This window comes from Bacillota bacterium (assembly GCA_013178125.1).
GTDB lineage: Bacteria > Bacillota > SHA-98 > Ch115 > JABLXJ01 > JABLXL01.
In genome coordinates this window covers 37,322-61,256 of record JABLXJ010000006.1, presented here as the reverse complement: position 1 = coordinate 61,256, position 23,935 = coordinate 37,322, and the positions used below count along the sequence as shown (strand labels likewise).

General features: G+C 57.1%; 22 protein-coding genes, 1 tRNA gene and 1 pseudogene. 19 read left to right on the top strand and 5 right to left on the bottom strand.

The annotated features are described in order from the left end of the window. Positions 1–24: 24 nt before the first annotated feature. A complete protein-coding gene (locus HPY71_06705) occupies positions 25–1,065 on the bottom strand; it encodes a hypothetical protein (protein NPV53197.1) in 1,041 nt (346 codons plus the stop codon). A 328-nt stretch (positions 1,066–1,393) separates the two neighbouring features. On the opposite strand from HPY71_06705, the gene HPY71_06700 reads away from it, so the two are divergent. Further along, a tRNA-Glu gene (locus HPY71_06700) sits at positions 1,394–1,469 on the top strand. A 236-nt stretch (positions 1,470–1,705) separates the two neighbouring features. Here the strand turns inward: HPY71_06700 and HPY71_06695 are convergent. Both HPY71_06695 and HPY71_06690 read right to left on the bottom strand, forming a co-directional pair. After that, entirely contained in the window at positions 1,706–2,746 is a 1,041-nt protein-coding gene (locus tag HPY71_06695) for a KamA family radical SAM protein (protein ID NPV53196.1), read from the bottom strand. Continuing rightward, the gene (locus HPY71_06690; protein NPV53195.1) at positions 2,712–3,821 is read right to left on the bottom strand and encodes an ATP-grasp domain-containing protein; all 1,110 of its coding nucleotides are present in this window, start codon (positions 3,819–3,821) and stop codon (positions 2,712–2,714) included. Before HPY71_06690 ends, HPY71_06695 begins: the two co-directional genes overlap by 35 nt. Positions 3,822–4,292: 471 nt before the next feature. Between HPY71_06690 and HPY71_06685 the strand changes: the two genes are divergently transcribed. Continuing rightward, on the top strand, positions 4,293–4,466 hold the full coding sequence (locus HPY71_06685; protein ID NPV53194.1) for a hypothetical protein: 174 nt from the start codon (positions 4,293–4,295) through the stop codon (positions 4,464–4,466). A 92-nt stretch (positions 4,467–4,558) separates the two neighbouring features. Here the strand turns inward: HPY71_06685 and HPY71_06680 are convergent, their stop codons facing one another. Then, the gene (locus HPY71_06680; GenBank protein NPV53193.1) at positions 4,559–4,867 is read right to left on the bottom strand and encodes a carbohydrate-binding protein; all 309 of its coding nucleotides are present in this window, start codon (positions 4,865–4,867) and stop codon (positions 4,559–4,561) included. Positions 4,868–5,188: 321 nt separating this feature from the next. Between HPY71_06680 and HPY71_06675 the strand changes: the two genes are divergently transcribed. From HPY71_06675 to pfkA, 8 genes and pseudogenes are all read left to right on the top strand, one after another. Beyond that, complete coding sequence (locus HPY71_06675) at positions 5,189–6,139, top strand: aminopeptidase (protein NPV53192.1); 951 nt, start codon at positions 5,189–5,191, stop codon at positions 6,137–6,139. A gap of 137 nt (positions 6,140–6,276) precedes the next feature. Further along, on the top strand, positions 6,277–6,492 hold the full coding sequence (locus HPY71_06670) for a hypothetical protein (protein NPV53191.1): 216 nt from the start codon (positions 6,277–6,279) through the stop codon (positions 6,490–6,492). Positions 6,493–6,593: 101 nt separating this feature from the next. Continuing rightward, positions 6,594–7,040, top strand: a complete 447-nt coding sequence (locus HPY71_06665) for a pyridoxamine 5'-phosphate oxidase family protein (GenBank protein NPV53190.1) — start codon at positions 6,594–6,596, stop codon at positions 7,038–7,040. Between the two features lie 159 nt (positions 7,041–7,199). Next, positions 7,200–10,682 (top strand): annotated as a pseudogene (locus HPY71_06660) (DNA polymerase III subunit alpha). After that, positions 10,682–10,882 (top strand): glutamate decarboxylase, encoded by a 201-nt coding sequence (locus HPY71_06655; protein ID NPV53189.1) that lies wholly within the window; start codon positions 10,682–10,684, stop codon positions 10,880–10,882. Before HPY71_06660 ends, HPY71_06655 begins: the two are co-directional and overlap by 1 nt. Positions 10,883–10,915: 33 nt before the next feature. Further along, positions 10,916–11,788, top strand: a complete 873-nt coding sequence (locus HPY71_06650; GenBank protein NPV53188.1) for an acetyl-CoA carboxylase carboxyltransferase subunit beta — start codon at positions 10,916–10,918, stop codon at positions 11,786–11,788. Next, the gene (locus HPY71_06645) at positions 11,781–12,794 is read left to right on the top strand and encodes an acetyl-CoA carboxylase carboxyltransferase subunit alpha (protein NPV53187.1); all 1,014 of its coding nucleotides are present in this window, start codon (positions 11,781–11,783) and stop codon (positions 12,792–12,794) included. Before HPY71_06650 ends, HPY71_06645 begins: the two co-directional genes overlap by 8 nt. Before the next feature lie 103 nt (positions 12,795–12,897). Beyond that, a complete protein-coding gene (gene pfkA, locus HPY71_06640) occupies positions 12,898–13,890 on the top strand; it encodes a 6-phosphofructokinase (protein NPV53186.1) in 993 nt (330 codons plus the stop codon). Between the two features lie 103 nt (positions 13,891–13,993). On the opposite strand, the gene HPY71_06635 is transcribed toward pfkA, so the two are convergent. Then, entirely contained in the window at positions 13,994–14,731 is a 738-nt protein-coding gene (locus HPY71_06635; protein ID NPV53185.1) for a ZIP family metal transporter, read from the bottom strand. Between the two features lie 222 nt (positions 14,732–14,953). On the opposite strand from HPY71_06635, the gene HPY71_06630 reads away from it, so the two are divergent. From HPY71_06630 to HPY71_06590, 9 genes are all read left to right on the top strand, one after another. Then, positions 14,954–15,874, top strand: a complete 921-nt coding sequence (locus HPY71_06630) for a ketose-bisphosphate aldolase (GenBank protein NPV53184.1) — start codon at positions 14,954–14,956, stop codon at positions 15,872–15,874. A gap of 47 nt (positions 15,875–15,921) precedes the next feature. After that, positions 15,922–16,962 carry a 6-phosphofructokinase gene (locus HPY71_06625; protein ID NPV53183.1) on the top strand — a complete coding sequence of 347 codons (1,041 nt, stop codon included), beginning with the start codon at positions 15,922–15,924 and terminating at the stop codon, positions 16,960–16,962. A gap of 361 nt (positions 16,963–17,323) precedes the next feature. Then, positions 17,324–19,750, top strand: coding sequence for a CoB--CoM heterodisulfide reductase iron-sulfur subunit A family protein (locus HPY71_06620; GenBank protein NPV53182.1), 2,427 nt, complete (start codon positions 17,324–17,326; stop codon positions 19,748–19,750). Between the two features lie 17 nt (positions 19,751–19,767). Beyond that, on the top strand, positions 19,768–20,310 hold the full coding sequence (locus tag HPY71_06615; protein ID NPV53181.1) for a hydrogenase iron-sulfur subunit: 543 nt from the start codon (positions 19,768–19,770) through the stop codon (positions 20,308–20,310). Positions 20,311–20,321: 11 nt separating this feature from the next. Further along, positions 20,322–20,999 (top strand): hypothetical protein, encoded by a 678-nt coding sequence (locus HPY71_06610; GenBank protein ID NPV53180.1) that lies wholly within the window; start codon positions 20,322–20,324, stop codon positions 20,997–20,999. Continuing rightward, entirely contained in the window at positions 20,996–21,928 is a 933-nt protein-coding gene (locus HPY71_06605) for a methylenetetrahydrofolate reductase (GenBank protein ID NPV53179.1), read from the top strand. The genes HPY71_06610 and HPY71_06605 overlap by 4 nt, the downstream gene beginning before the upstream one ends. 39 nt (positions 21,929–21,967) lie before the next feature. Beyond that, positions 21,968–22,387, top strand: coding sequence for a glycine cleavage system protein GcvH (gcvH, locus tag HPY71_06600; GenBank protein NPV53178.1), 420 nt, complete (start codon positions 21,968–21,970; stop codon positions 22,385–22,387). 91 nt (positions 22,388–22,478) lie between these two features. Then, entirely contained in the window at positions 22,479–23,006 is a 528-nt protein-coding gene (locus tag HPY71_06595) for a 4Fe-4S dicluster domain-containing protein (protein NPV53177.1), read from the top strand. A 42-nt stretch (positions 23,007–23,048) separates the two neighbouring features. Beyond that, positions 23,049–23,921 (top strand): CoB--CoM heterodisulfide reductase iron-sulfur subunit B family protein, encoded by an 873-nt coding sequence (locus tag HPY71_06590; protein NPV53176.1) that lies wholly within the window; start codon positions 23,049–23,051, stop codon positions 23,919–23,921. Positions 23,922–23,935: the final 14 nt, after the last annotated feature.

Below are 23,935 nucleotides of genomic sequence, written 5' to 3'. Positions count from 1 at the left end.
CCTGGAGGGACCAAACGCAAAGCGCTACCAGCCCGCGCCCATGGTCGCCAGGAGGCCCTCCCGCGCCTGCTCAAGCGCCCTGAGCCGTTTCTCTCTCACAAGCCTTGTTCCTATGGCGTCTGCAACCGGTGTAAGTTCGGCTTCGCGATCCCTGTCGGCCAGGTGTACATCGGAAGGTATCATCCCCGTAGTCTCAATAAACCTCAGGAAACTCTCGCCAAACGGATCCTGCTCCTCTAAATCAAAAAGGTCGAATTTCAGCACCAGGCCGGAGCCTTTATCCACCCAGAGGACCATTCTCGGGAAGTAGGGCCTCTCGTCTCCTTCATCCATTATGGGGTTTGGAAGGTTAAATAGATCGGCCTCAACGTGGAGGCTTACCTTTTTTGCACCTTTAAGGGCCCTTCTTATCCTTATACTGTCCAGGTAAACCGCTCTAGGGACTTCGACTTTAGCGACGGGTTTAGGCTCGATCCAGGAGTCAGTCCAGAGTATCTTCCCATCTTGTTTCAGCGGGACTCGCACCAAGTATTGCCCGGGTTTGGGCGGCTTGAGCATCTCAGGATCCTCGCGAAACCTGGTAGCTACATTGAGGGACTGTTCCAGCGCGATAGCAAGATACCTTGACTCGCCTGATGTCAGGAACCAGGGGTAATAACCTGGGCGGTAGCTTCTGAACATCGGCCAGGCATTGTGCCCCCTGAACCTGAGTCCAAGGCCCTTAATGACCTCGAGGTCTCGCTTGTGGAGCTCATCTCTTGAGCCGAAGAAGCAAACCAGGCCTGTCGTTTCAATGAAGGTCGCAAATGGGTTCTTCTGGGCGCGACCTAACTGGGTCTCGATATATGTTTGAAGCCCCTCGGATCCCAGGTATACTACAAGCCCAAGTACCTCGCCGGCCCTTCCCAATACACAACAGTAGCCAATTTCATCATCGCTATAGGGATTTTTGACCCCAAATATATCGGAGTCGTACATCCACTCCCAGGGGGCAAGGTCTTTAAACTTTATCGCGGCATCGTAAAGCTCTTGCCATTCCTTTAAGCTCGGCGGTCTTTCTGGCATGCACACCACTCCCTCGCAATAGTTGGTTGAGCCCGGTTGAAACCCATGAGCGGACACCAAGGTCCCCCCTGTAAATTACATCATAAATGGCATCAGTTGAAAAGAGTCCTTCTGATATTATGTTTCCCCAAGTAGCCCCGGTATTAGCCTGAAAACCATGGCTATCCAGTTGCCATCTGAAAAATCCGCGGGAATCCGGGTCCCCCCTTGACAACAGGGCAATTGAGTATATAATTATAAAAGGAACGCGGGCGAACGGACCTGCCTCTTCCGTGGAATGCGGGGCCGGGTCTTTGCCTCAAATTGAATTTGCTGTAATTAGATGTGTGGCCCCGTCGTCTAGTGGCCTAGGACACCGCCCTCTCAAGGCGGCGACACGGATTCGAATTCCGTCGGGGCTACCATTTTTATGTACTTTAAGTGCCTAGCTATGCTAGCTATGTACCTACCAAGGGTTTTTTATAGGGGCGGTGCGCCCCTATCTTCTATTCCGCATCCTAATTCTTCCGAGTCCTACAGCCGCGTCCGCCGGGTGGAGTAGAAGCGCCGGGTGAAGTGAAGCGCACCGCCCTAACCGTCCGAAACGCCCGAATGCGCAGAGAACCATACGCTAACCTGATACTGATAACCTGAAGGCGCTCTACCGCCAGCTTACGGAATTCGGGAGTTGCCACGTCTTCCCCTCGTAGTTTCGCAGCGTAACTGAGTTTTCATCCCTCGCCACAATATTTTGGGGCCCGACCGGCACCTTCCCTATGGGCGTATCCACCACAAAACGCGGCACCGCGAACCCTGTTGTGAAGCCTTGCAAGCTCTGGATTATCTCGAGGCCGCGCTCTACAGGGGTTCTGAAATGCGCTGTTCCGCGGACAACCTCGCACTGGTAAAGGTAATAGGGGCGCACCCTTATCTTCACCAAAGCGTGGACAAGCCCCCGCATGGTATCAGGGTCGTCATTCACACCCCGAAGGAGCACAGACTGGTTGCCCAGCGGCACGCCCGCCCTCAGGAGCTTGTCACAGGCAGCGGCGGCTTCCTCCGTTACTTCTTTGGGGTGGTTGAACTGCGCATTTATCCAGATGGGGTGGTACCTGGAAAGGATATCGCACAGCTCATCTGTTATCCTCTGTGGCATCGTGCATAGCGTGCGCGTCCCGATCCTGATAATTTCTACATGCTCGATAGCCCGGATCTCCCGCAGGAGGCTCTCGATCCAGGCATCCTGCGCCACCAACGGGTCCCCGCCCGTGATCAGTACGTCCCGCACCTCTTCATGTTCCCTTATATACTTTATACCCTTTGCAATATCCCCCTGGGACAGGTTGTAATCCCTCTTCCCCACAATCCTCTTCCTGACGCAATGCCTGCAAAACATGGCGCACCGATTGGTAACGCAGAAAGCGACCCTGTCAGGGTAGAGGTGTATCAGGCCTTTCGTCGGGGAATGCTTCTCCTCGTGGAGGGGGTCTTCCTCGCCGAGGACATCCTCGAGCTCACGCGCCGAGGGTATGGCCTGCTTCCGTATTGGGCAGTTCCTGTCCTTCCTATCCATGAGGCTCGCGTAGTATGGGGTTATCGCCCACCGGAATTCCCCTGAGGCCCTCTCGATCTCATCTATCTCATCATCTCCAAGATCCACATATTGCTTAAGCCCGCTTATGTCGGTAACCCTGTGGGACATCTGCCATTTCCAGTCCGTAGACCTCCGGTCCACCTTCAAACGCCTCCCGCTCAGTCTTCAACCCAGTCTTCAACCTCTCGATGGCTATTGAGACGATTCTATCGATGAGCTCAACAAAGGACACCCCCGCGGCAGACGCAACAAGCGGGAAGAGGCTTACTTGCGAGAGCCCGGGTAGGGGGTTGATCTCCAGGAAGTATGGGTCTCCCCTGGAATCCAGTCTGACATCTATCCTGCTGAAGTCCCTGCAACTCAGGATGCGATGTGCTTCACAGGCTATAGCTCGAATTCTGTCCTCCAACTCCTGTGGTATATTAGCGGGGCATGTGAATCTCTCGAGGTTCTGGCTCTTCGTCTCGTAGGAATACACAAATTCCCCTGGATTGACTTGGTAATCCGGCTCAACCTCCAGCATAGGGAACACTGTTAATTCCTCATTCCCGATTATCCCGATCGAGAACTCCCTGCCATCGAGGAATTCCTCGACCAGTGCAGGTTGCCGGTAGACCCGGGTTATTAGCTTCACCATGTTAAATAGGCTGGGGAAGTCATCCACCTTTGAGGAGTTCCGGATGCCTTTGCTGGATCCCTCACAGTTGGGCTTCACGAAGACTGGGAAGTTGAGTCTCTGGGGGCTCTGTGCATGATCGTAGATGCTTTGCCCGTCAAAAGATAGTTCACCGGGGGATTCTGCTTTGAGGAATCTCGGGGTGGGAATCCCGTGGGCCGCCACGACGGCCTTCGCCGTTGCCTTATCCAGGGCCAGCCCAAGGGTAAGCGGGTCAGAACCGATGTAAGGTATCCCGAGAAATTCAAGGATAGCTGGCACTATCGACTCGCGGTTTCTCCCTTCCAGGCCTTCAGCGATGTTGAAGATTAAATCTAGCTCCTCGCACCTGAGCCTGTCAAGAAGGTCCGGTCCGTAAGGGAGGCGGATAACGTTGTAACCGCATCGCTTGAGGGCAAATATCAGGTTTTCTACGGTTTCCTCCGAGTCGAACTCCGCGTCCGAATCCTCGGGCCCGTTTTTACCCCCATAATCTCCCTTGAGGTTATAAGTTAACCCTACTATCAAGTTTTGATCGCATCTCCTCGTCCGGAAGATTTCTTGAAATTACTAACCAGTAGTCTTATCCACATTCCATTGGGGGTATTATGATCTATCTAATATTTTCCATTATTCCCTGTTCCCTGCAAAGGTCCTGCTCCACTTTCTTTGCAGGCTTGCAAGCCCCCCTTTCTAAGATTTAGAGCCCGCCTCTAGATAGAAACCATCCGCTATTTGCCAGGTGAACCCTTGACACGACACGGGCTGGCGGCTAAATTCAGCGGCTAAATTCATAAGTAGACGCCAGTAAGGGTTGCTGTAGAGCTATAGAAAAGGTGGCGCCATTAAATCGCCTTCATATTAGCACGGTGAGGGAGCGAAGTCAATGGGGAATATAGAGGGAATATTATTACGAGGTAATTATAGAGAACTATAGGGGAATTACAGGGGACCTTATGGGGATGGGTAGGCAAGCATAGGGGTGGGATGATGCAAGGCGTGGAATGCAGGGTGAGCGGCATAACCGCAGAGCAGGGCGAGGGGTACAAAGACAAATCAAGAGAGGCCGCGCGTCCAACCCCTGCGGCTAATTCATGCGGTCCCGGTGCGGAACACTCGATCATCATCACGGCCGGCGCAGGATTGCTGACCGGGACGGGCAGCCTCTCTTGAAGCATCTCTGGTTTTTAGCCTTTAGGCTTTGGTCCTCGAGCACGCTCCTGAGCGTAAAGGAGAGCCAGGGCTTAACCGGGGCCTACTGGCTATCAGACAATCTCGCAGCCCCAATTCAGACCGCTATTGGTATCCCAGTGTTCAGCGCCATCCTTGAAACAGAAGTTGAATTTCGTGCCGCCTTCGACCGGAACCTCTGCAACCCAGGTATCCTCGGCTTGCTTGGTCATGGGCAGCGTCTTTACATTCATCCAGTTATCATACCCATACCCGCAGTGCAGGAAGACCGAGTCAGCGCCGGACTTTGCAAGAAGCCCCTTATACATGATGGTGGCCTTTTTGCCCTCGGCTAGCGGAACGGGGTCTATAGCGACGCGACCATCGATAAAATAATCTCCCATTATCCTTCTCGGCATAGATACTCCTCCCTTTGGTAGTGTGCTGTGTAATTAAATGTGAGCTCCAAGCTATATCAGTGATTAGTATCTTGAGTTTTGGGCACTTTATGTGTGAATTTATCAGGTTTTGATTCGGGCGGAAGCTCCAAATTGTTGTATCTAGGGCTAGCTTAACCACGGTAGGAATTATTCTCCAACTGCCTTTGCAATCTTGCCAGGGGTCATGGTAATATGTTGGTATAATATGTTGGCGCAATTGGTATAATTGGCGGTTGTAAAGACGAGAGGGGGTCATATGGCATGGTCGGAGCAACCATGAGTGCTATGAGTGATTTGAGGAATGCTGCGAGGGTCGTTATATCGCAGTGCATGGCAGTGAAACCCCGGGAGGCGGTGCTGATCCTGACAGACGAGCCCGAAAGGGAAATCGGGTATGCACTGTGGGAGGAGGCCAGAGCTGCCGGAGCGGAGGCCGTGATCACCGAGATCATCCCGAGGCGGGTGAATGGGGAGGAGCCTCCACCGGCGATCGCGGAGCTTATGGGGTATTTCAACGTGGTTCTCATCCCGACAAGCAAATCCCTTTCCCACACAGAGGCCCGCCGGCGGGCCAGCAAGGCGGGGGCGAGGATTGCCACGCTGCCCGGGATAACAGTGGATTGCATGATGAGAACCCTTGCGGCGGACTATGATGCCATAGCGGAAAGGAGCACCCGCATAACCAGGATCCTGAGCGAGGGCAGGACAGCTAGGCTTATAAGCCCTGCAGGTTGTGATGTGACATTCTCGCTCGAGGGGCGCGTCGCCAGCCCCGACACGGGGATATATCACCTGCCCGGGGACTTCGGGAACCTTCCCGCGGGTGAGGCATATATTGCTCCGCAAGAAGGCGCAACTAGTGGTATAATTGTAATAGACGGGGCGATGGCCGGCGTTGGAATGGTTGATGAGCCCATCATAATGCGCGTAAAGAGTGGGTATGTTTCATCAATCGAGGGAGGTGAGGGGGCTAGGCGGCTGCAAGCCCTCCTCGAAGGGCTTCCGGGGGAGGCGCGAAATGTAGCTGAGCTCGGCATAGGGACGAACGAGCGTGCCGTGATCACAGGTAATGTCCTCGAGGATGAAAAGGTCTTTGGCACCGTCCACGTCGCCATCGGCGATAATAGCGGATTTGGGGGCAGGGTCAAGGTGCCAAGTCACCTGGACGGAATAATATTGAAGCCATCTCTCATCGTCGATGGGGTCGAGATAATAAAAAATGGCGTACATGCGTAGGATAGGTACACGGGCGCAGCCCGAGACGGGCATGGCATTGAAATGGACGAAGACTTCTACGCGTCAATCTTGACATCAATCTAGCTGGAGGGAATCACATAAACCTGGGTGGAAAAATCTGAAAGGCGGTGATTTCCGTGGCACAGCGATCGTTTCCGGCTAAAAAGGCCAAAACGGCGAGGTCAAGTGGAAGCAGCCTGCGGAGGACGGTTGACCTGGACGATAAGGACTTTCTGGATATGCTCATGGCCGAGGTTAACGAGGAGGAAGCAGCAGACGTGCTCGGAGAACCCGCTGCGAAGCTATGGGCCGGGCCCGAGGAGGAGGCCGATGAGACTGGGAGGGACGAGTAATAGTTTTCTGCTGTCTCCAATATGAATAGATTAGAAAGAAACAGGACCGGACATGCGGGTGGAGACATACGAGTCGCTCGGCCGCCAAAGGGGGCTTTGGTATGTCGGGGCATGTTTGCGATCGGCTTCCGGGCAACGTTGTCGACCTCCTTCAGAAAAGGCTCACGACGTGCGTGGTGGCAACTACGGCAAGCGATGGGCGTCCTCATGTTGCCCCCGTAAATCTCATTGTCGCCCGCGATGATAGGATGCTGCGCCTCGCCCTGGAGCGCGATGGGCGCACCCTTGCCAACCTCAGGAGCAACCAGTGGGTGGCGATTTCAATCCTGGATGAGGGCGATATCGCTGTGGAGATAAAGGGCGAGGCCGTCATCGTTAAAGAGCACATGAATGCCAACAGCACCATGGCGATGGTCGATGTTACGGTGCGCGAGGTCGAAAACCATGCCCACCCCATTATCCTTGTCTCATGCGGTGTCAGGACGAGGCGGCGGTCGAACCTCGTAAATCTCTTTTTTAGAGTTCTCTTCTGCGAGCTAGAGGAGTGAGAAATAGCTGTAGCCGGGGAGCGCTTCATAAGGCGTGAATAAGGCGTGAATAAAGCGTAAAGTGTTAAGGCCCGGATGTCAGCAGGAATTGGCATCCGGGTGTGGAATATGTCACCTGTTGCAGATTTACGTCCTGGTGCCTCGAGGGGGTGGTCCATGATGGGAGACTTTGTGCATCTGCACTTGCACACACAATACTCCCTTCTTTAGCTTGACGGGGCATGCAAACTCGATGAGCTCATGCAGGCGAGTGCGTCCCACGGCGATAGGGCCCTTGCCATAACGGATCATGGGGTGCTATTTGGAGCCATAGAGTTTTTCAAGGCGGCGAAGAGACATGGTATCAAGCCGATAATAGGGTGCGAAGTCTACGTCGCAAGCAGGTCCCGGTTGGACAAGGAGCCCAGAATTGACAAGGATCCATACCACCTCGTGTTGCTTGCCCGGGACGAGGCAGGGTACAGGAATCTGGTCAAATTGACCAGCATCGGCTTTGTGGAGGGTTTTTATTACAAACCCCGCGTTGATGACGAGGTGCTTGCAAGGCACTCAGAGGGGCTTGTGGCCTTGTCTAGCTGCCTTGCTGGTGAGATACCCCAGCTCATTCTGCGGGACAAGCTCCCCGAGGCGAAGAAGAAGGCCCTCCTTTATCGCGATATATTCGGGCCGGAGAATTTCTTCCTGGAGGTCCAGTCGAACGGCATCTCCGAGCAGGACAAGGTAAACCGCGCCTTGTTTGAGCTTTCGCGAGAGCTTGGCATCCCGCTGGTCGCGACCAACGATGTCCACTATGTGAAGCGAGAGGACTCGGGGGTCCATGACGTCCTCCTCTGCATTCAGACTGGGAAGACAGTTGATGACGAGTCCCGCCTCAGGTTCCCGACTGATGAATTCTTTCTCAAGTCCCACGAGGAGATGGAGCGGTCCTTCAGGGAGATACCCGAGGCTCTTTCGAATACCCTCGAGATCGCCGAGCGGTGCAACTTTGAATTTGAATTCGGGCGCTCGCTCGTCCCTGCGTACGAGGTGCCTGAAGGCCACACTGAGGAAAGCTTCCTGCGCGCGCTATGCGAGAAGGGCCTCAGGGAGAGGTACGAAAAGGTCACGCCGGAGCTGGAAGCCAGGCTGAACTACGAGCTTGATGTCATCCGGAAGATGGGCTACTGCGGTTATTTCCTCATCGTATGGGACTTCATCCACTTCGCGCGGCAGGCCGGCATCTATGTGGGGCCGGGAAGGGGATCATGCCCCGGCAGCATAGTCGCATATTCCCTGGGCATCACGAGCATTGACCCGCTGAAGTATGATCTCATTTTCGAGCGATTCCTCAATCCTGAGAGGGTGAGCATGCCCGACATAGACGTGGATTTTTGCTTTGAGCGCAGGGGCGAGGTCATTGACTACGTGACGCGCAAATATGGCGAGGATCGTGTCGCCCAAATCATAACCTTCGGGACGATGGCGGCAAAGGCGGCGATCCGCGATGTGGGCAGGGCGCTCAACTTCCCGTATGCGGAGGTCGACAGGATCGCAAAGCTCGTCCCAACGGAATTAAATACCACCATCGACCGCGCGCTAGAGAGCTCGCCCGAGCTCAAGGGGGTTTATGATGGTAATGAGCAGGTCAAGAGGCTCATCGATACGGCGAGGGCGGTCGAGGGCATGCCTAGGCATGCCTCCGTGCATGCGGCAGGCGTTGTGATCTCCAAGGATCCCCTGGCCGATTATGTGCCGTTATATAAGACAGGAGATGGTGCAATAACCACCCAGTTCCCCATGGAGGACCTGGAGCCCCTTGGCATCCTCAAGATGGATTTCCTCGGCCTCCGCACGCTCACGGTGATCGGGAAGACCCTGGATATCATTGCGGCCACCCGGGGGGAGAAGATAGACATAATGACGATCCCGCTGGACGACGCCAGGGTCTACGAGATGCTGAGGAGCGGGGATTCGCTCGGCGTCTTCCAGCTTGAGAGCAGCCTCTTTCAGAGCCTGCTCAAGGAGGTCAAGCCGACGACCTTCGAGGATATCATTGCCATCCTTGCGCTTGGGCGGCCCGGCCCTATGAATAGAATCCAGGACTTCGCCAGGCAGAAGCACGGGCTGGCGCCGATAATCTACGCCCATCCGAAGCTCGAGCCGATATTAAAGGAAACTTACGGCATCATGCTCTACCAGGAGCAGGTCATGCGGGTGGCGAGCGATCTTGCCGGATTCACCATGGGCGAGGCCGACCTCATGCGGCGCGCAATGGGCAAGAAGAAGCCCGAGGTCCTGGCCAGCCTCCGTGACCGCTTCTTGAGCGGGGCGGAGAAGAATGGCGTGGATAGGGAGACCGCCGGAGAGATATTCGACCTCATGGAGTATTTCTCGGGATATGGGTTTAATAAGTCACATTCGGCGGCCTATGCGTTCATATCCTACCAGACGGCCTACCTGAAGGCCCATTATCCGGCCGAGTTTATGGCTGCACTGCTCACGAGCGTCACCGGCAATACCGATAAGGTTGCATTTTATGTGAATGAATGCCGGCAAAAGGGCATAGAAATACTTCCACCCGATATCAATGAGAGCCTCGCGGACTTTACTGTGATCAAAGGGGGCAGAGCGATTCGCTTCGGGCTCGCGGCCGTCAAGAACGTCGGGAGGGGCGCCGTCGATGCGATAATCAGGGCGAGGAAGAAGCACGAGAGATTTAAATCGCTGGTGGACTTCTGTGAACATGTGGATACTGGGGTTGTGAATAAGAAGACCACGGAGAGCCTCATCCGGTGTGGAGCTTTCGACTCGCTCGGGGCGAGGCGGTCACAGCTGATCGCAGTGCTTGATGAGGCCTACGAGGCGGCGCAGGCGGGGAATAGGGAGAGGAAACGCGGCCAGGTTTCGTTCCTGGATTTGTTCGCGGAGAAGGCTGCGTTTTGCGCTAATGATATCGAGCTGCCCGACGTCCCCGAGTTCCTGGAGAAGGAGAGGCTCGCCATGGAGAAGGAACTCCTCGGGCTATACATTTCGGGCCACCCCCTGGACCCTGTGGCCTCCGAGCTAAGAAAGAAGGCGACTGTGGCATCGGTCCTCCTGGGCGAGTTGCGCGACGGGGTGGGTGTTAGCCTGGCGGGGATCATAACGGGGTTCAAGAAGACAGTTACTAAGAATGGCCAGCCGATGGGTTTCTTGACGCTGGAGGACCTCACAGGATCCTGCGAGGTTATTGTATTTCCGAAGACTTACGAAAAATACGGCGGCTTTATTCGCGAGGAGGAGATCATTGTCGTTCAGGGCCGGGCCGATGTCAAGGAGGAAGGCACGAAAGTAATCGCAAATGAGATTATTCCCTTGACATCTGGCGAAGTTCATATTACTATTGACGCGACAAAATCCGACTCCGGGTCGCTTGGCAAACTGAAGAGGTTATTGGGGTCCAGCAAGGGAAATGCCCCTGTCTTTATCGAAGTCGGCCTGCCGGATGGTAGCGTCCTGGTCTCCACCTCGCCGGAGTTTTGGGTCAATCCTGATGGAGACCTCGAGAAGCGCACGGCCGAGTTGATCAAGGGAAAGGACATCGGTGGAATCGTAAGATGGGGTGTGAGATGGGGTGTGGGAGACGCAATTAGAAATGCCACAGAGGAGGCGTCAGGCTCGTAATGTGGACCGTGGTGTATATAGCTCCTAACCGAGCTATTGCTGAATCGATGAAGGAACTCCTCGAGAAGGAGGGACATCTTGTCATGCTGCGCCCTGTGGGGGTTCCTCACCTAGGGGCGTCTGGAAACGTTGAGATACTCGTGCCGGAGTCCGAGGCCGAGGATGCTCAGGATATCCTGACCAGTACCTATGGCAGATGACAGGTAGAGGTAAGGGCGGGGTGGCGATGGGGGATGTTTAAGGACCTGTTTCGTTCGAAACAAAAATACGTGACGGTCAAGCCTGCGAGCGTCAAGAGGGAGATCCCTGATGGCATGTGGTCGAAGTGTAACAAGTGCGGACAGATAATCTACAGCAAGGAGCTGGCAAGCAACCTCAAGGTGTGTCATAAGTGTGGTTACCACTTTAAGCTATCCGCCCTCGAACGCATAGCCCTGACGGTGGATGCCGACAGCTTTACCGAGTTTGACTCGGAGCTTTTGAGCATCAACCCCCTGGGCTTTCCAGGCTATGAGGAGAAAATCAAAAATGGCAAGAATGCGACCAGTCTTAGTGAGGCGATTCTCACAGGGCAGGCGAAGATATGCGATTTCCCCGTGGTTATCGGGGCCATGGATTTCGGGTTCATGGGGGCGAGTATGGGGTCGGTTGTCGGAGAGAGGGTGACAAGGTCGTTCGAGTTTGCGGTAAAGCACAAGCTACCGGTGGTGATGTTCTGCACATCAGGTGGGGCCAGGATGCAGGAGGGCATCGTCTCCCTGATGCAGATGGTCAAAACGAGCGCGGCCGTGGCCAGGTTCAATGAGGCCGGCTTGTTATATATCTCAGTCCTGACAAACCCGACTACAGGCGGGGTGCTGGCCAGTTTTGCCTCGCTTGCCGATATCGTGCTTGCCGAGCCCGAGGCCCAGATCGGATTCGCAGGCCCGCGGGTGATCGAGGAAACCATGCGCCAGAAGCTCCCCCCGGGGTTCCAGACGTCTGAGTTTGTGCTTGCTCACGGCATGATCGATAAGATCGTAGAGAGGAAGAATATGAGAAAGACGCTCGGTCTCCTGCTTTCGCTCCATGGTAGCAGAGTGAGTGAGGTGGCGCTGTGTGAGTAACGGCATCCTGGAGTTCGAGAAGCCCCTTGCCGAGCTCGAGAAGAGGATCGAGGAGTTGAAGGTTTTCAGCAGCGAGAAGGGAATCGACCTGTCGGGTGAGATTGCAACCCTTGAGCGGAGAGCCGATGACTTGCGGCGCGAGATATATGGGAATCTTACGTCCTGGCAGAGGATCATGATCGCGCGGCACCCCCACCGGCCTACAACCCTTGACTATATCAGCCTCATATTCGATGATTTCATTGAGCTTCACGGGGACCGGTGTTTCAGGGATGATGCCGCTATCGTGGGCGGGATCGCGTCACTGGATGGACGCCCGGTAACCGTCGTGGGAACGCAGAAGGGGCGGGATACAAAAGAGAACCTTGCGCGCAACTTTGGGATGCCCCACCCCGAGGGCTACAGGAAGGCGCTCAGGCTCATGAAGCAGGCCGAGAAGTTCAGGCGCCCCGTGATTTGCTTTGTCGATGTGGTGGGTGCCTACCCCGGAATCGAGGCCGAGGAGAGGGGCCAGGCCACCATAATAGCGAATAATATATGCGAGATGGCGAGGCTCGAGGTGCCCATAATAGTGATTATAACTGGTGAGGGCGGGAGCGGCGGCGCTCTTGGCATCGGCGTCGGGGACAGGATAATCATGCTCGAAAACGCGTATTTCTCGGTCATTTCGCCTGAGGCCTGCGCTGCAATCCTGTGGAAGGATGCATCCAAGGCGAGGGAGGCGGCGGAAGCCCTCAAGCTGACTGCCCGGGACCTCATGCGTCTAGGGGTCATCGATGAGATCCTCGCGGAACCCGGGGGCGCGGCCCACAAGGATCGCGAGGCTATGGCCGGCGTTATAAAGGAGGCAATCCTGAGGAACCTCGATAACCTGGCGGGCGTGCCCAAGAAGCACCTCATCGAGCAAAGGTACAGAAAGTTCAGGAAGATAGGCGAGTTCATCGTGGACCAGCAGGCTGGTGCGAGCGAGGGAGATGGGAGATACTATGTTCCTGTAAGTAGCTGAACGTGGCGAGATACTTGTGAGACGCCTGGTTGCTTGCTTGATTATGCTTGATTGTGGTTATTGCAGTTGTAGTCGCATACCTTGGCAGGAGGTAGGATGCCGGATGAAGAGGATCGCTGTTTTGACGAGCGGGGGGGACGCTCCAGGGATGAATGCCGCCATACGTGCGGTTGTGAGGACGGGTCTACATAACGGGCTCGAGGTTTTCGGTGTGTCACGCGGCTACACAGGCTTGATGGCCGGGGATATGGTCCTTATGGACCAGAGGTCTGTGGGCGATATCATCCAGAGGGCCGGGACGATACTGAGATCAGCCCGCTCTGAGGAGTTCAAGACGGAGGAGGGCCAGAAGAAGGCTGTTGGTCAGCTCGAGGCGAGGGGCATCGAGGGACTCATTGTAATCGGTGGCGATGGCTCTTTCCGGGGGGCGCGAAGCCTTTCAAAGTGGGGCGTAAAAGACATAGGGATACCCGGGAGCATAGATAATGATATACCCTGCACCGACTTTACTATTGGCTTCGATACCGCGGTCAACACGGCCCTGGATGCCATCACGAAGATACGTGATACGGCGAGCTCTCACGGCAGAGTCAACGTTATCGAGGTAATGGGGCGGAGGGCGGGTTTCCTGGCCCTTGCTGCGGGGTTTGCGGGCGGCGCCGAGCACATACTCATACCCGAGGTGCCATTTGATCTCGACGAGATCTGTGAGAAGATAATCGAGGGATACAGGCGCGGCAAGACGCACAACATCATCGTAGTGGCAGAGGGCGTGTGGGGATATCAGGGTCCCGAGCGTCCCGCGGGCGAGAGCGTGGGATTCAGGATCGGCGAGCTTGTCCGGGAGAAGACCAGGCTCGAGACCAGAGTTACGGTGCTCGGGTACATACAGAGGGGCGGAGCGCCTACTGCGCTCGACAGGATTCTCGGGTCTCGGTTTGGTGCAAGGGCTGTTGAGCTCCTTCTCGAAGGCAAGGCAGGACGGATGGTGGGCATCGTCGGCGACGAGATAAGGGATTTCGATATCGACTACGCCCTCGAGCAGACGAAGAGCATCAATCTCGAATATCACCGCATTGCAGGGATTCTTTCCTAGCGGGGGAGCAAGGGGCCGAAAGGGAAAGGGAAAGGGAAGAGATCAGGGAGGGGAAAGTCAGAACGAGGTCATGTCAGAACAAGGTCATAACGAAGAGAAATGGTTAGAGCGAGAGGATAAGACATAACCCGGCAAGGACCCCTGCTGCAACGCCGGCGCTGGCGAAGGGCTTCGCCTTTAGATCCCATGCATCCGGGATCAGCTGCCTCGCGACCACGCTTGTCATGGCCCCGCCTGCCATGCTCAAGCACGCCGAGAGCATGAGGGGGGAAATCTCCCCGAGGAGCGAGCCGGCCAGGGCCCCCGCGCCGGTGGGGGCGCTGGCGATCAAGGTGGCGAGCAGGATTTTTCGCCTCCTGACTTTCGCAATATGAAACGGAGCAGCGATAGCCATTCCCTCGGGTATATTATGGATCATCATTATCAGGGCAACGCGGAAACCGAGCATTTCCGCGGCGACGTACCCTGATCCTATGGCCAGGCCCTCTGCTAGGTCATGGGTGGCTATGCCCAGAGCCACGAGGATGCCGGTTTTCAGGTAATGGGCCCTGGCGCCTTGATACTCCGTGGTGCCAGGCAGGATGCTGGATACCAGTGCGAGGCTCCACATGCCCGCCGCGAACCCCAGGATGCCTGCCAGAACCCCGCCTACCTTGAATGATGTGGGGATGAGATCAAAGGCCACGACAGCCAGCATTATTCCCCCTGCAAAGCCAAGCAGGAATGCAAGCGCTCTCTGAGAAGGGTTCTTGTGGAGGACTGCGACCGAGCCACCGAGGCCAGTCCCGATGGCGCCCGACGCAAATCCGACGATAGTCGGGAGGATTACATTCATGGCCATGACTCGCGTCTCCCTTCCTGACTAATTTTATGCGCTCGCAAAGTTTTGAGAATCAAAAAGCAGGAATCTAGTGATTGCTGCAGAATAGAACCGCGAAAGAGGCAAATGCTAGGTGCAGATAAATGCTGCAAGCAGATGCTGAACTATGGTCCAGGCAAGAGTCCGGGTGCCAGTGCCCGGGTGAAGTCTGGATCCAGATATAACTTAAGGAGGGTATAGACTATGCCGCTAGTAACCAGTAAAGAGATGTTGCTCGATGCCCAGAAAAATGGGTACGCTGTCGGAGCCTTTAATGCGAATAACCTGGAGTATGTCCAGGCTATCGTCGAGGCAGCCGAGGAAGAGCAGGCCCCTGTCATCCTCCAGGCGAGCCAGGGGGCAATCAAATACGCAGGACTCGACCAGGTTGTGGCCATGGTGAAGGTCGCGGCGGGGGCTGCTAGCGTGCCCGTGGTTTTGCACCTGGATCACGGCACGGATTTCCTGCAGAATGTGAGGTGCCTCAGGGCTGGCTTCACATCGCTGATGTTTGACGGTTCCTCGCTCCCGTTCGAGGAGAACGCGGCAATAACGAAGAAGGTCACCGAGATAGCTCATGCATGTGGGATCCCTGTGGAGGCTGAGCTGGGCAAGGTGCCGCAGATCGGGGTCACGCTCGAAGAGGTTAGGGCTCTCATGACCAAGCCCGAGGAGGCCCTGCGTTTTGTGGAGGAGACCCAGTGCGATTCCCTTGCCGTTGCGGTTGGCAGCGTCCACCAGATGAAGGTTCAGGAGGCGAAGCTCGATATCGAGCGGATAGCCAAAATCCGGGAGATCACAGGTATTCCTCTCGTCCTGCATGGCGCCTCGGGGGTAACCGACGAGGGCTACCGTGAGGGGATCAAGGCCGGGATTTGCAAGATAAATATCGCGACCGAGCTGAATAAGGCATTCACCCGCGGTATGAAGGAGGCCATGGCGAAGGATCCGAGCGTGGTCGACCCGCGCAAGATTGCTGGGGTAGGCCGCGAGGAGATCAAGAAGGTCATCAAGGCCAAGATGCGTTTGTTTGGCGCGTCAGGCAAGGCCAGCAACTTTGCTGCAAAGGGAGCCGGTTATGGCGGCCGCCAGGAGCTTTCGGCAAGCGACCTCAAGAAGGAATAGAAATGAGGCAAAATAAGGTAAATAACGGGTGTAAGGAGTGAGGATTCATGCCGGAGATCAAGCGAATAGGGGTGCTTACAGGAGGCGGGGATTGCCCGGGTCTCAATCCTGCAATTAGGGGGGTTGTGATGCGGGCGCTCGACTACAACCTGGAGGTCATGGGGGTACGCGATGGCTGGGCCGGCCTTGTGAAGGGCGATATGGCCCCGATCGGGCTCGCCGATGTCGACACTATCATATCGGTCGGCGGGACGATGCTTGGGAGCTCCCGGACCAACCCCTTCAAAAAGGAGGAGGATGTTCAGAAGGTCTTCGATAATATAAAGAAATTCAACCTCGACGCCATCGTCGGGATCGGCGGTGATGATACCCTCGGAGTCGCCAACAAGCTGAGCAAGCTCGGCGCGCCTGCGGTGGGAGTTCCCAAGACCATGGACAACGACGTCTCAGGGACGGAATACTGCATCGGTTTTGATACAGCGGTGAGCGTTGCCGTGGACGCCCTGGAGCGCCTGCGGGATACTGCGCGCTCCCATCACCGCATAATGGTGTTGGAGGTCATGGGGCGGGATGCGGGCTGGGTGGCACTTATGACTGGCATGGCTGGCGGCGCAGACTGGATCCTCATCCCCGAGGTCCCGGTCGATCTCGATGAGATGTGCAAGCATCTCAAGGATGTCCGCGCGCGTGGCAGGTCTTACGGCCTAGTGGTCGTGTCCGAGGGAGTGAAGCTGCCAAGCGTCGGTGAGGATGCTGGCGGCGAGGTGGACGCGTTTGGCCATATCAGGCTCGGGCTGCGAGGTGTTGGCCAAGCGATCGCCGACGAGATCGAGAAGAGAACGGGAGTCCAGACGCGGGCCGCCGCCGTAGGGCACATCCAGAGGGGAGGACCCCCGACAGTTTCGGACCGGTACTACCCGACCAGGCTAGGCATGGCCGCTGTTGACCTGGTCATGAAGGGCGAGTTCGGAAAGATGCCGGCCGTCGTGGGGAACAAGATCGTCACTGTTGACCTTGATGTGGCCGTTGGCAAGACCAAGACCGTGCCCATAGAGCTCTGGAACGAGGTGAAAACCCTCTTCAAGTAGAGGCTTCAAGTAGAGAGGGATTGCTGCATCTCGATTCTCCTGGCTCACCCTGGGAGCCCCCGGGGCTGTGAGTAAGCAGGAGACCTTGTGTGAGCAAGGTGGGACGGATATAGCCCGGCGGGATCGATTCCTTCGATCTCGCTGGGCCATATTTTTTATGCCCCGGGGTGTATTTTCTTATGCCAATGTATTTTATATTATACTGGTGATTATACCGGTGTGCCCCGGCTTCAGTCCAGGCCACAGCGCCTGTGTGGCGTGTGCCCCTTTACTTGAGATAAACCATTTCGAAAAAGCAGGAGTTTTTGCACCTAATGCGAATAGATAGAGATTGAGGCGTCTTTCGAGGAGGGAAACCCCGATGCAGGGTGCGGGAATCGCCGTTATAGGCGGCGGGCCGGCCGGGATGTCGGCGGCTGTGGTTCTGGCGAATAGCGGGTTGAATGTTTATCTCGTGGAGAAGGAGCCTAGGCTGGGCGGGAAGGCTGCATATTACGGTTGCAAGGCGACGGATAGGTGCAATAAGTGCAATGTATGCGCAGTAGCGGATAAGATACGCGAGGTGGCTTCCTGCCGGAATATAAAGGTGCTTACCGGGTGCAGCGTCGAGAGGTCCTCAGGGGAGTTTGGAGATTACAGGCTACGCCTGTCTAACGGCGAGGTTCTGGAGGTCGGGGCTGTCGTCATCGCGACGGGCTTTGATGTGTTTGACGCACGGCTGCGCCCGCACCTCGGCTACGGGCGCCACGCGAGGGTGGTTTCGGCGTTCGAGCTCGAGAGGGCGCTACGGGGAGGGCGAATGCTGGCCGAATACCTGGGTGGTGTCGCGCCCCGTTCGGTAGCCTTTATCCAGTGCGTAGGGTCGCGCGACGTCCGCGGCGAGCATGATTATTGTTCCCGGGTGTGCTGCATGTACTCCCTCCGGCTCGCCAAGGTGATACGTGAGCAACTCCCGGCTATTGAGATAGCCGTATTCTATATGGATTTCCAGGGAGGTGGCAAAGCCCCTCAGGCTTTCAAGGAGTATTGTGAGACGGCCGGGAACGTTCGCATGATCAGGAGCATGCCTGGAGAGGTGAGGGTGCTCGATGGGCTGGAGAGCGGGGAGGGTGCGGGTGAGCGCCCCCACTGCCTCGAGGTCAGGTATGAGGATCCAGATACAGGGGATGTGCGCAGGGCGGGGTTTGATCTCGTCGTGCTGGCGGTGGGCAGCGCCCCTGGCAGCGATACAGGCAGGTTCGGCGAGGTATTTGGGGTGGGCGCCGGCCACGATGGTTTCTTTGATTCCCCGACGGGGGTGCCTGGCATCTTTGTTGCAGGCTCGTGCCGCGGGCCGATGGATATTGCGGAGGCGATGAGGGACGGCGAGGGAGTGGCAACTGAGATTTTGAATGCCCTGGCGCGGGGAAACATGTGGGAGCTCTCGAGTTCACCTACAAAGGTCCAGGACCGCCCCGATCGTGGCCAGGGCGACGGGAGCCAGGGCGACCATGTCGTCGTAGTCGGCGGCGGCCTTGCGGGGATGGTTGCGGCGAAGACCCTGGCCGACCTGGGCGTGGCTGTCACGATCGTGGAGCGTGACGTGAGCCTTGGCGGCCGGGTTCACCTTTCGGAGAGGCCGGACGTATCGGCTCTCGTCGAGAGGATAATGGAGGATGAGCTGATCAGCGTCAAGACGTCCTCCCGCATTGGGCGCCTGCGCGGTCAGGCGGGCAATTTTGAGGTCATATTATCATCATCTCATCCTGGCGGCGACCTTCCGGGTATAATCCGCGCCGGCGCCATTATCGTGTCCACCGGCCACAGGCTCGAGCTCCCTGCGCCTGCGGCCGGAGCGGGACTTCCGGATGGTGGCGGCGTCGTTACCCTCTCGGAGTTCCGGAAGGGCAATATATTCAAGGAGCCGGCCGGCCGGAGGGTCGTTTTCTGGGTCCCTGTAATGGCTGGCAACAATGGTCCGGCATTCAGGCTGACCCTGAGGACGGCTGTCAGGACCCTGGATCGTGGGGGAGAGGTTATAGTCCTGTGTGAGGACGTCAAGGTGGCGGGGGGCGGCATGAGCGTGCTATACCGCGAGGCTCGCGACAGGGGGGCGGTTTTCATCAAATGTGGCTCACATATTCCTGGCGTGCAGAGAGCGGATGGAGTGGATGGTGAGGGCGGAAAGTTGATCATCACCGTCCGTGATAGCTCGCTCGCCGGGCCCGGCGATGTCGCTGGATATTTGAGGGTCGAGTGCGATTGCTTTGTGATCGCCGAGGAGATGGTGCCCGATATTGATGCCCCCGAGCTTGCCTCCATATTGAATGTTCACCCGGGACCGCTGGGGTTCTTCCAGGAGGACAATGTCCACCTGCTGCCGGCCGATTCCAGCAGGCGCGGGATATATTTCGCCGGGACGTGTCGCGGGCCCCAGGATGAGGATGAGGTTGTCTCAGATGCGAGGGTGGCGGCGCTGCGGGCATATCGCCTGATCTCCAGGAGCCACAGTCCTGTTGACTGGGCGACGGCCAGCGTGGACCCTGGAAAATGCGCGCTCTGCCTTACGTGTTTGAGGTCGTGTCCGCACGCGGCCATCGAGGTGGATCACGAGAACCGGGCTGCGAGGGTGACCCCCATAGCTTGCCAGGGGTGCGGTGTTTGCGTGAGCGAGTGCCCGGCCAGGGCGATAACCCTGAAGCATCTGGAGGTTCATCCAGAAGATCATCTAGAAGGTCATTGGGGACGTGAAGAGTATTTCGATGGCCGGGATGGTCTGGATGATCTGGACGACCTGGAAGTCTCATAGCCGAGGGAGGGCTATTCATGCCTAAGATCGTCGCTTTCGCTTGCGAGCATTCTGCATATGAGGCCGCGGCCGCAGCCGCAGCGCTCGGGCAGAAAACAGGGGAAACCATGCCTATGGAGGCAACAGTGCCCGGCGAAAACCCAGGGTTCCAGGTGGGTCGGGTGGGTGGGGTTGAAATCGTGAAAGTCCCCTGCACCGGTAGGGTGGAGGTCATCGATATCCTCAAGGCCCTCGAGGGTGGGGCGGACGGCGTCATCGTGCTTGGTTGCTTTGAGGAGGCGTGCCACTATCTCACAGGGAACGTGCGGGCGAAGAAGCGCGTGGGGTATGTTCGCAGGCTTATCCGGGACATTGGGATCGAGGAGGATAGGATTCAATTCTTTCACCTCGCCCCGGATATGGATGCGCGTTTCTCCAGGATCATTGAGGAGTTTTCGAGGCAGGTCGAAAACATGGGTCCCGGTCCCGCCACGGGGATTACAGTTACAGGGATAGGGACAGGGGCGAGAGAGCAGGGGCTTGCGACAGGGGAGCAGGCTCAGGCAGCGCGAGCGAGGTGAAGGGTGCGGATATGATAGTTGCGGAGCAGAAGCCGGTAGCCGAGATTCTCAGGATGATAGATGGTTATCGCAGGATCCTTGTGGTGGGCTGTGGAACGTGCGTCACGGTCTGCATGGCCGGCGGCGAAAAGGAGGCCGGTATCCTGGCATCCCTGATCAGGATGGCGTGGGCCCGTGAGGGCAGGTTGAGCCCCCTGATTGATGTCAGCGAGGCCACGGTTGAGCGCCAGTGCGAGTGGGAGTTTCTCGGGGACATCGCGGAGAAGGTCGCGGCGTCCGATGCCGTGCTGAGCATGGGGTGCGGCGCCGGTGTCCAGGCGATGGCCAGGATGTTTGAGGGCAAGGTGGTGCTCCCCGCCCTCAACACCAAATTCATAGGGATGCCCGAGAGGCAGGGACTCTGGACAGAGCTTTGCGCGGGGTGCGGCGACTGCGTGCTCGATCGGACGGGAGGGATTTGCCCCATAGCCCGGTGCTCCAAGAGCCTCTTGAACGGCCCGTGCGGGGGGTCGCAGAACGGCAAGTGTGAGGTCAGCAAGGATATCGATTGCGCCTGGCAGTTGATATTCGACAGGATGAAGTCACTGGGGAGGTTGGAGGCGCTCGGGACGGTGCTCCCACCCAAGGACTGGTTCAAAAACCGCGATGGCGGGCCGAGGAAGGTTGTCAGGGAGGATATGTTGCTATGAGATCAGGGAGCAACCTTGAAAAGGTCCTGGCGCACGGTGATTTCGCCGTCACGGGCGAGCTCGGCCCCCCGCAGAGCAATGACAGGGAGGTCGTGGTCAAGAAGGCGAAGGCCTACAAGGGCTATGTCGATGCGGTAAACATAACGGACAACCAGACGGCCATCGTGAGGATGTCGAGCATCGCCGCGTGCGCGATCGCCGCCGGGCTCGGCCTGGATCCTGTGATGCAGATGACCTGCCGCGACAGGAACAGGATCGCCATGCAAAGCGATATCCTCGGCGCATCTGCTCTCGGCATCAAGAATATATTGTGTCTGACGGGTGACCATCAAAGCTTTGGGAATCACCCAACATCGAAGAACGTTTACGATATCGACTCGATTCAACTGATCGGCATGGTCAAGGGCATGCGGGACGACAAGAGATTCTTGAATGGCGAGGAGATGAAGTCCGAGCCGCGGATGTTTATAGGGGCGGCGGCGAACCCCTTCGCCGACCCGTTCGAATACCGGGTTGTGCGGCTTGCGAAGAAGGTCGCTGCCGGCGCCGACTTCATCCAGACGCAGGCGGTCTTCGATGTCCCGAGGTTCAGAAGGTGGATGGAGATGGTGTGGGATCACGGCCTCCACGAGAGGGTGTATATCCTGGCGGGGGTGATACCTGTAAAGTCGGCGGGCGCCATGAGGTACATGAAGAACGATGTTCCTGGCATGAGCGTGCCGGATGAGCTGGTGAGGCGCATGGAGCAGGCCTCCGATCCCAAGGAGGAAGGCATCAGGATATGCGTGGAGACGATCCTGCAGCTGCGGGAGATCGAGGGCGTGAGCGGCATCCATCTCATGCCGATAATGTGGGAGAGTATTGCGCCTGTTATCGTCGAGCGGGCGGGCCTCTTGCCGAGGCCGGTGTATGACCAGGACGATATGTAGGGCCATATTCATAAAGAAAGCGCAGGAGGTTGTGTGGTTATGGATGTTCAGGGATATTCGCTGCCGGATGAGCTCTATTACGACACGAACCATAGCTGGGGCCGGGTCGAGGGCGATATCATGGTCGTCGGGATCAATGATTTCGCGCAGAAGCTGGCGGGGGAGTTCGTTTCGGTTGACCTGCCCCCGGAGGGCAAGAAGGTGCAGCAGGGAAAGCCTCTCGCCTCTGTCGAGTCGGGTAAGTGGGTTGGGCGGGTCTATGCCCCTGTGAGCGGCGAGATCGTGGAGGTCAACGAGGCCCTCGAGGACGATCCAACTGTATTGAATAGCGACCCCTATGGGTACGGCTGGGTCGCCAAAATCAAATTCGATAATCCTGCAGAGCTGGAGAACCTGCTCCAGGCGGGGAAGGCCGCTGAGTGGCTCGAGGAGGAAATAGCCAAGCACGTGAAGAAATGATGCTGAAGGCGATTGCGCAAGTGATCGTGACCGTGATATTGTGATCGTGTGATTGTGAGCGCGTCGAGAAGGAACGCGGGGAGGATGGCTTATGGATGTTGTGATCACAGATCTCAACCCCAGGTTTAAGCATGAGGTCGCGAAGGAGGAGGGCGGCGAGCATATAAAGTATTGCTTCCAGTGCGGCACCTGTACATCGGGTTGCCCCGTCAGCGAGATAGATAGCAAGTATAACCCCAGGCGCATCATCCGCATGGTCATACTGGGGATGAGGGAACAGGTCCTGAGGAGCGATTTCATATGGCTCTGCTCCACGTGCTACACCTGCTACGAGCGCTGCCCGCAGGATGTCAGGATCACCGAGGTCATGAACGCCTTGAAGAACATGGCCGTTCGTGAGGGGTACATCCACCCTGCCTTCAGGGCTCAGGCGGAACTAATCGGCTCGCATGGCAGGCTGTATGAGGTCGATGAATTCACAGAGGAAAAGCGGGAGGAGCTCGGGCTCGCCCGGCTCTCCGGGGACATCGCCGAGGTCGCCGAGATCTTCAAGGTCACGGGGCTCGCTGACTTGCTGAGCGCGGAATCCCAGGAGCCGGTCAGCACGGCGAGCGCGTGACGTTGATGTTGACGTGAGAGACGTGGGGAGGTGGCCATCGCAGTGAAGTATGCTATATTTTTGGGTTGCACGGTGCCCGTGAGGGCCATGAGCTACGAGGTCTCGGCCCGCAAGGTTGCAGGCGGCTTCGGTATTGAGCTTATTGATATACCCGAATTCAGCTGCTGCGGCTATCCTGTGAAGTCGGTTCACCAGGATACGACGCTTCTCATGGCTGCGCGGAATCTGAGCCTTGCGGAGGAGCACGGCCTCGATATCACCACCCTTTGCAGCGCCTGCACCTCCGTCCTGACCGAGGCGGCCAGGAGGCTCGGCGAGGACGGGGAGCTTCTCGGCAAGGTCAATGAGCAGCTGAAGAGGCTGGGGAGGAAGTATTCGGGCCGGACCAGGGTCAGGCACTTCGCGCGCGTTCTTTATGAGGATGTCGGGCTTGATAGGGTGAGGGAGAGCGTGAAACGCGATATCAGCTCCCTGCGGATCGCCTCGCATTACGGATGCCATTACCTGAAGCCGTCCGAGATTTACGACCGTTTCGACGACCCCGAGGTGCCGGCCAGCCTCGACGCGCTGGTGGAGGCCGCGGGGGCGGTGCCGGTCGACTATGTTACAAAGAAGGAGTGCTGCGGCGGTGCGATTCTCGGGGTCGATGAAAACATATCCCTCAGCATGACCAAACAGAAGCTGGACGATATCTCGAAGCGCGGCGCCGACGCCATAAACCTCGTCTGCCCGTTCTGTAATATCATGTATGGGGCAAACCAGAGGAAGATACAGTCCAAGTATGGCGTCAAATACGACCTGCCCGTCCTCTATTATCCGCAGGTTCTCGGGCTTGCGATGGGGATGGAGCCGGAGGAGCTCGCGCTCAACATGAACCCCATAAAGCCCAAGGCGCTTCTGGCGAAGCTCGGCTGAGAGGTGGTGACCGG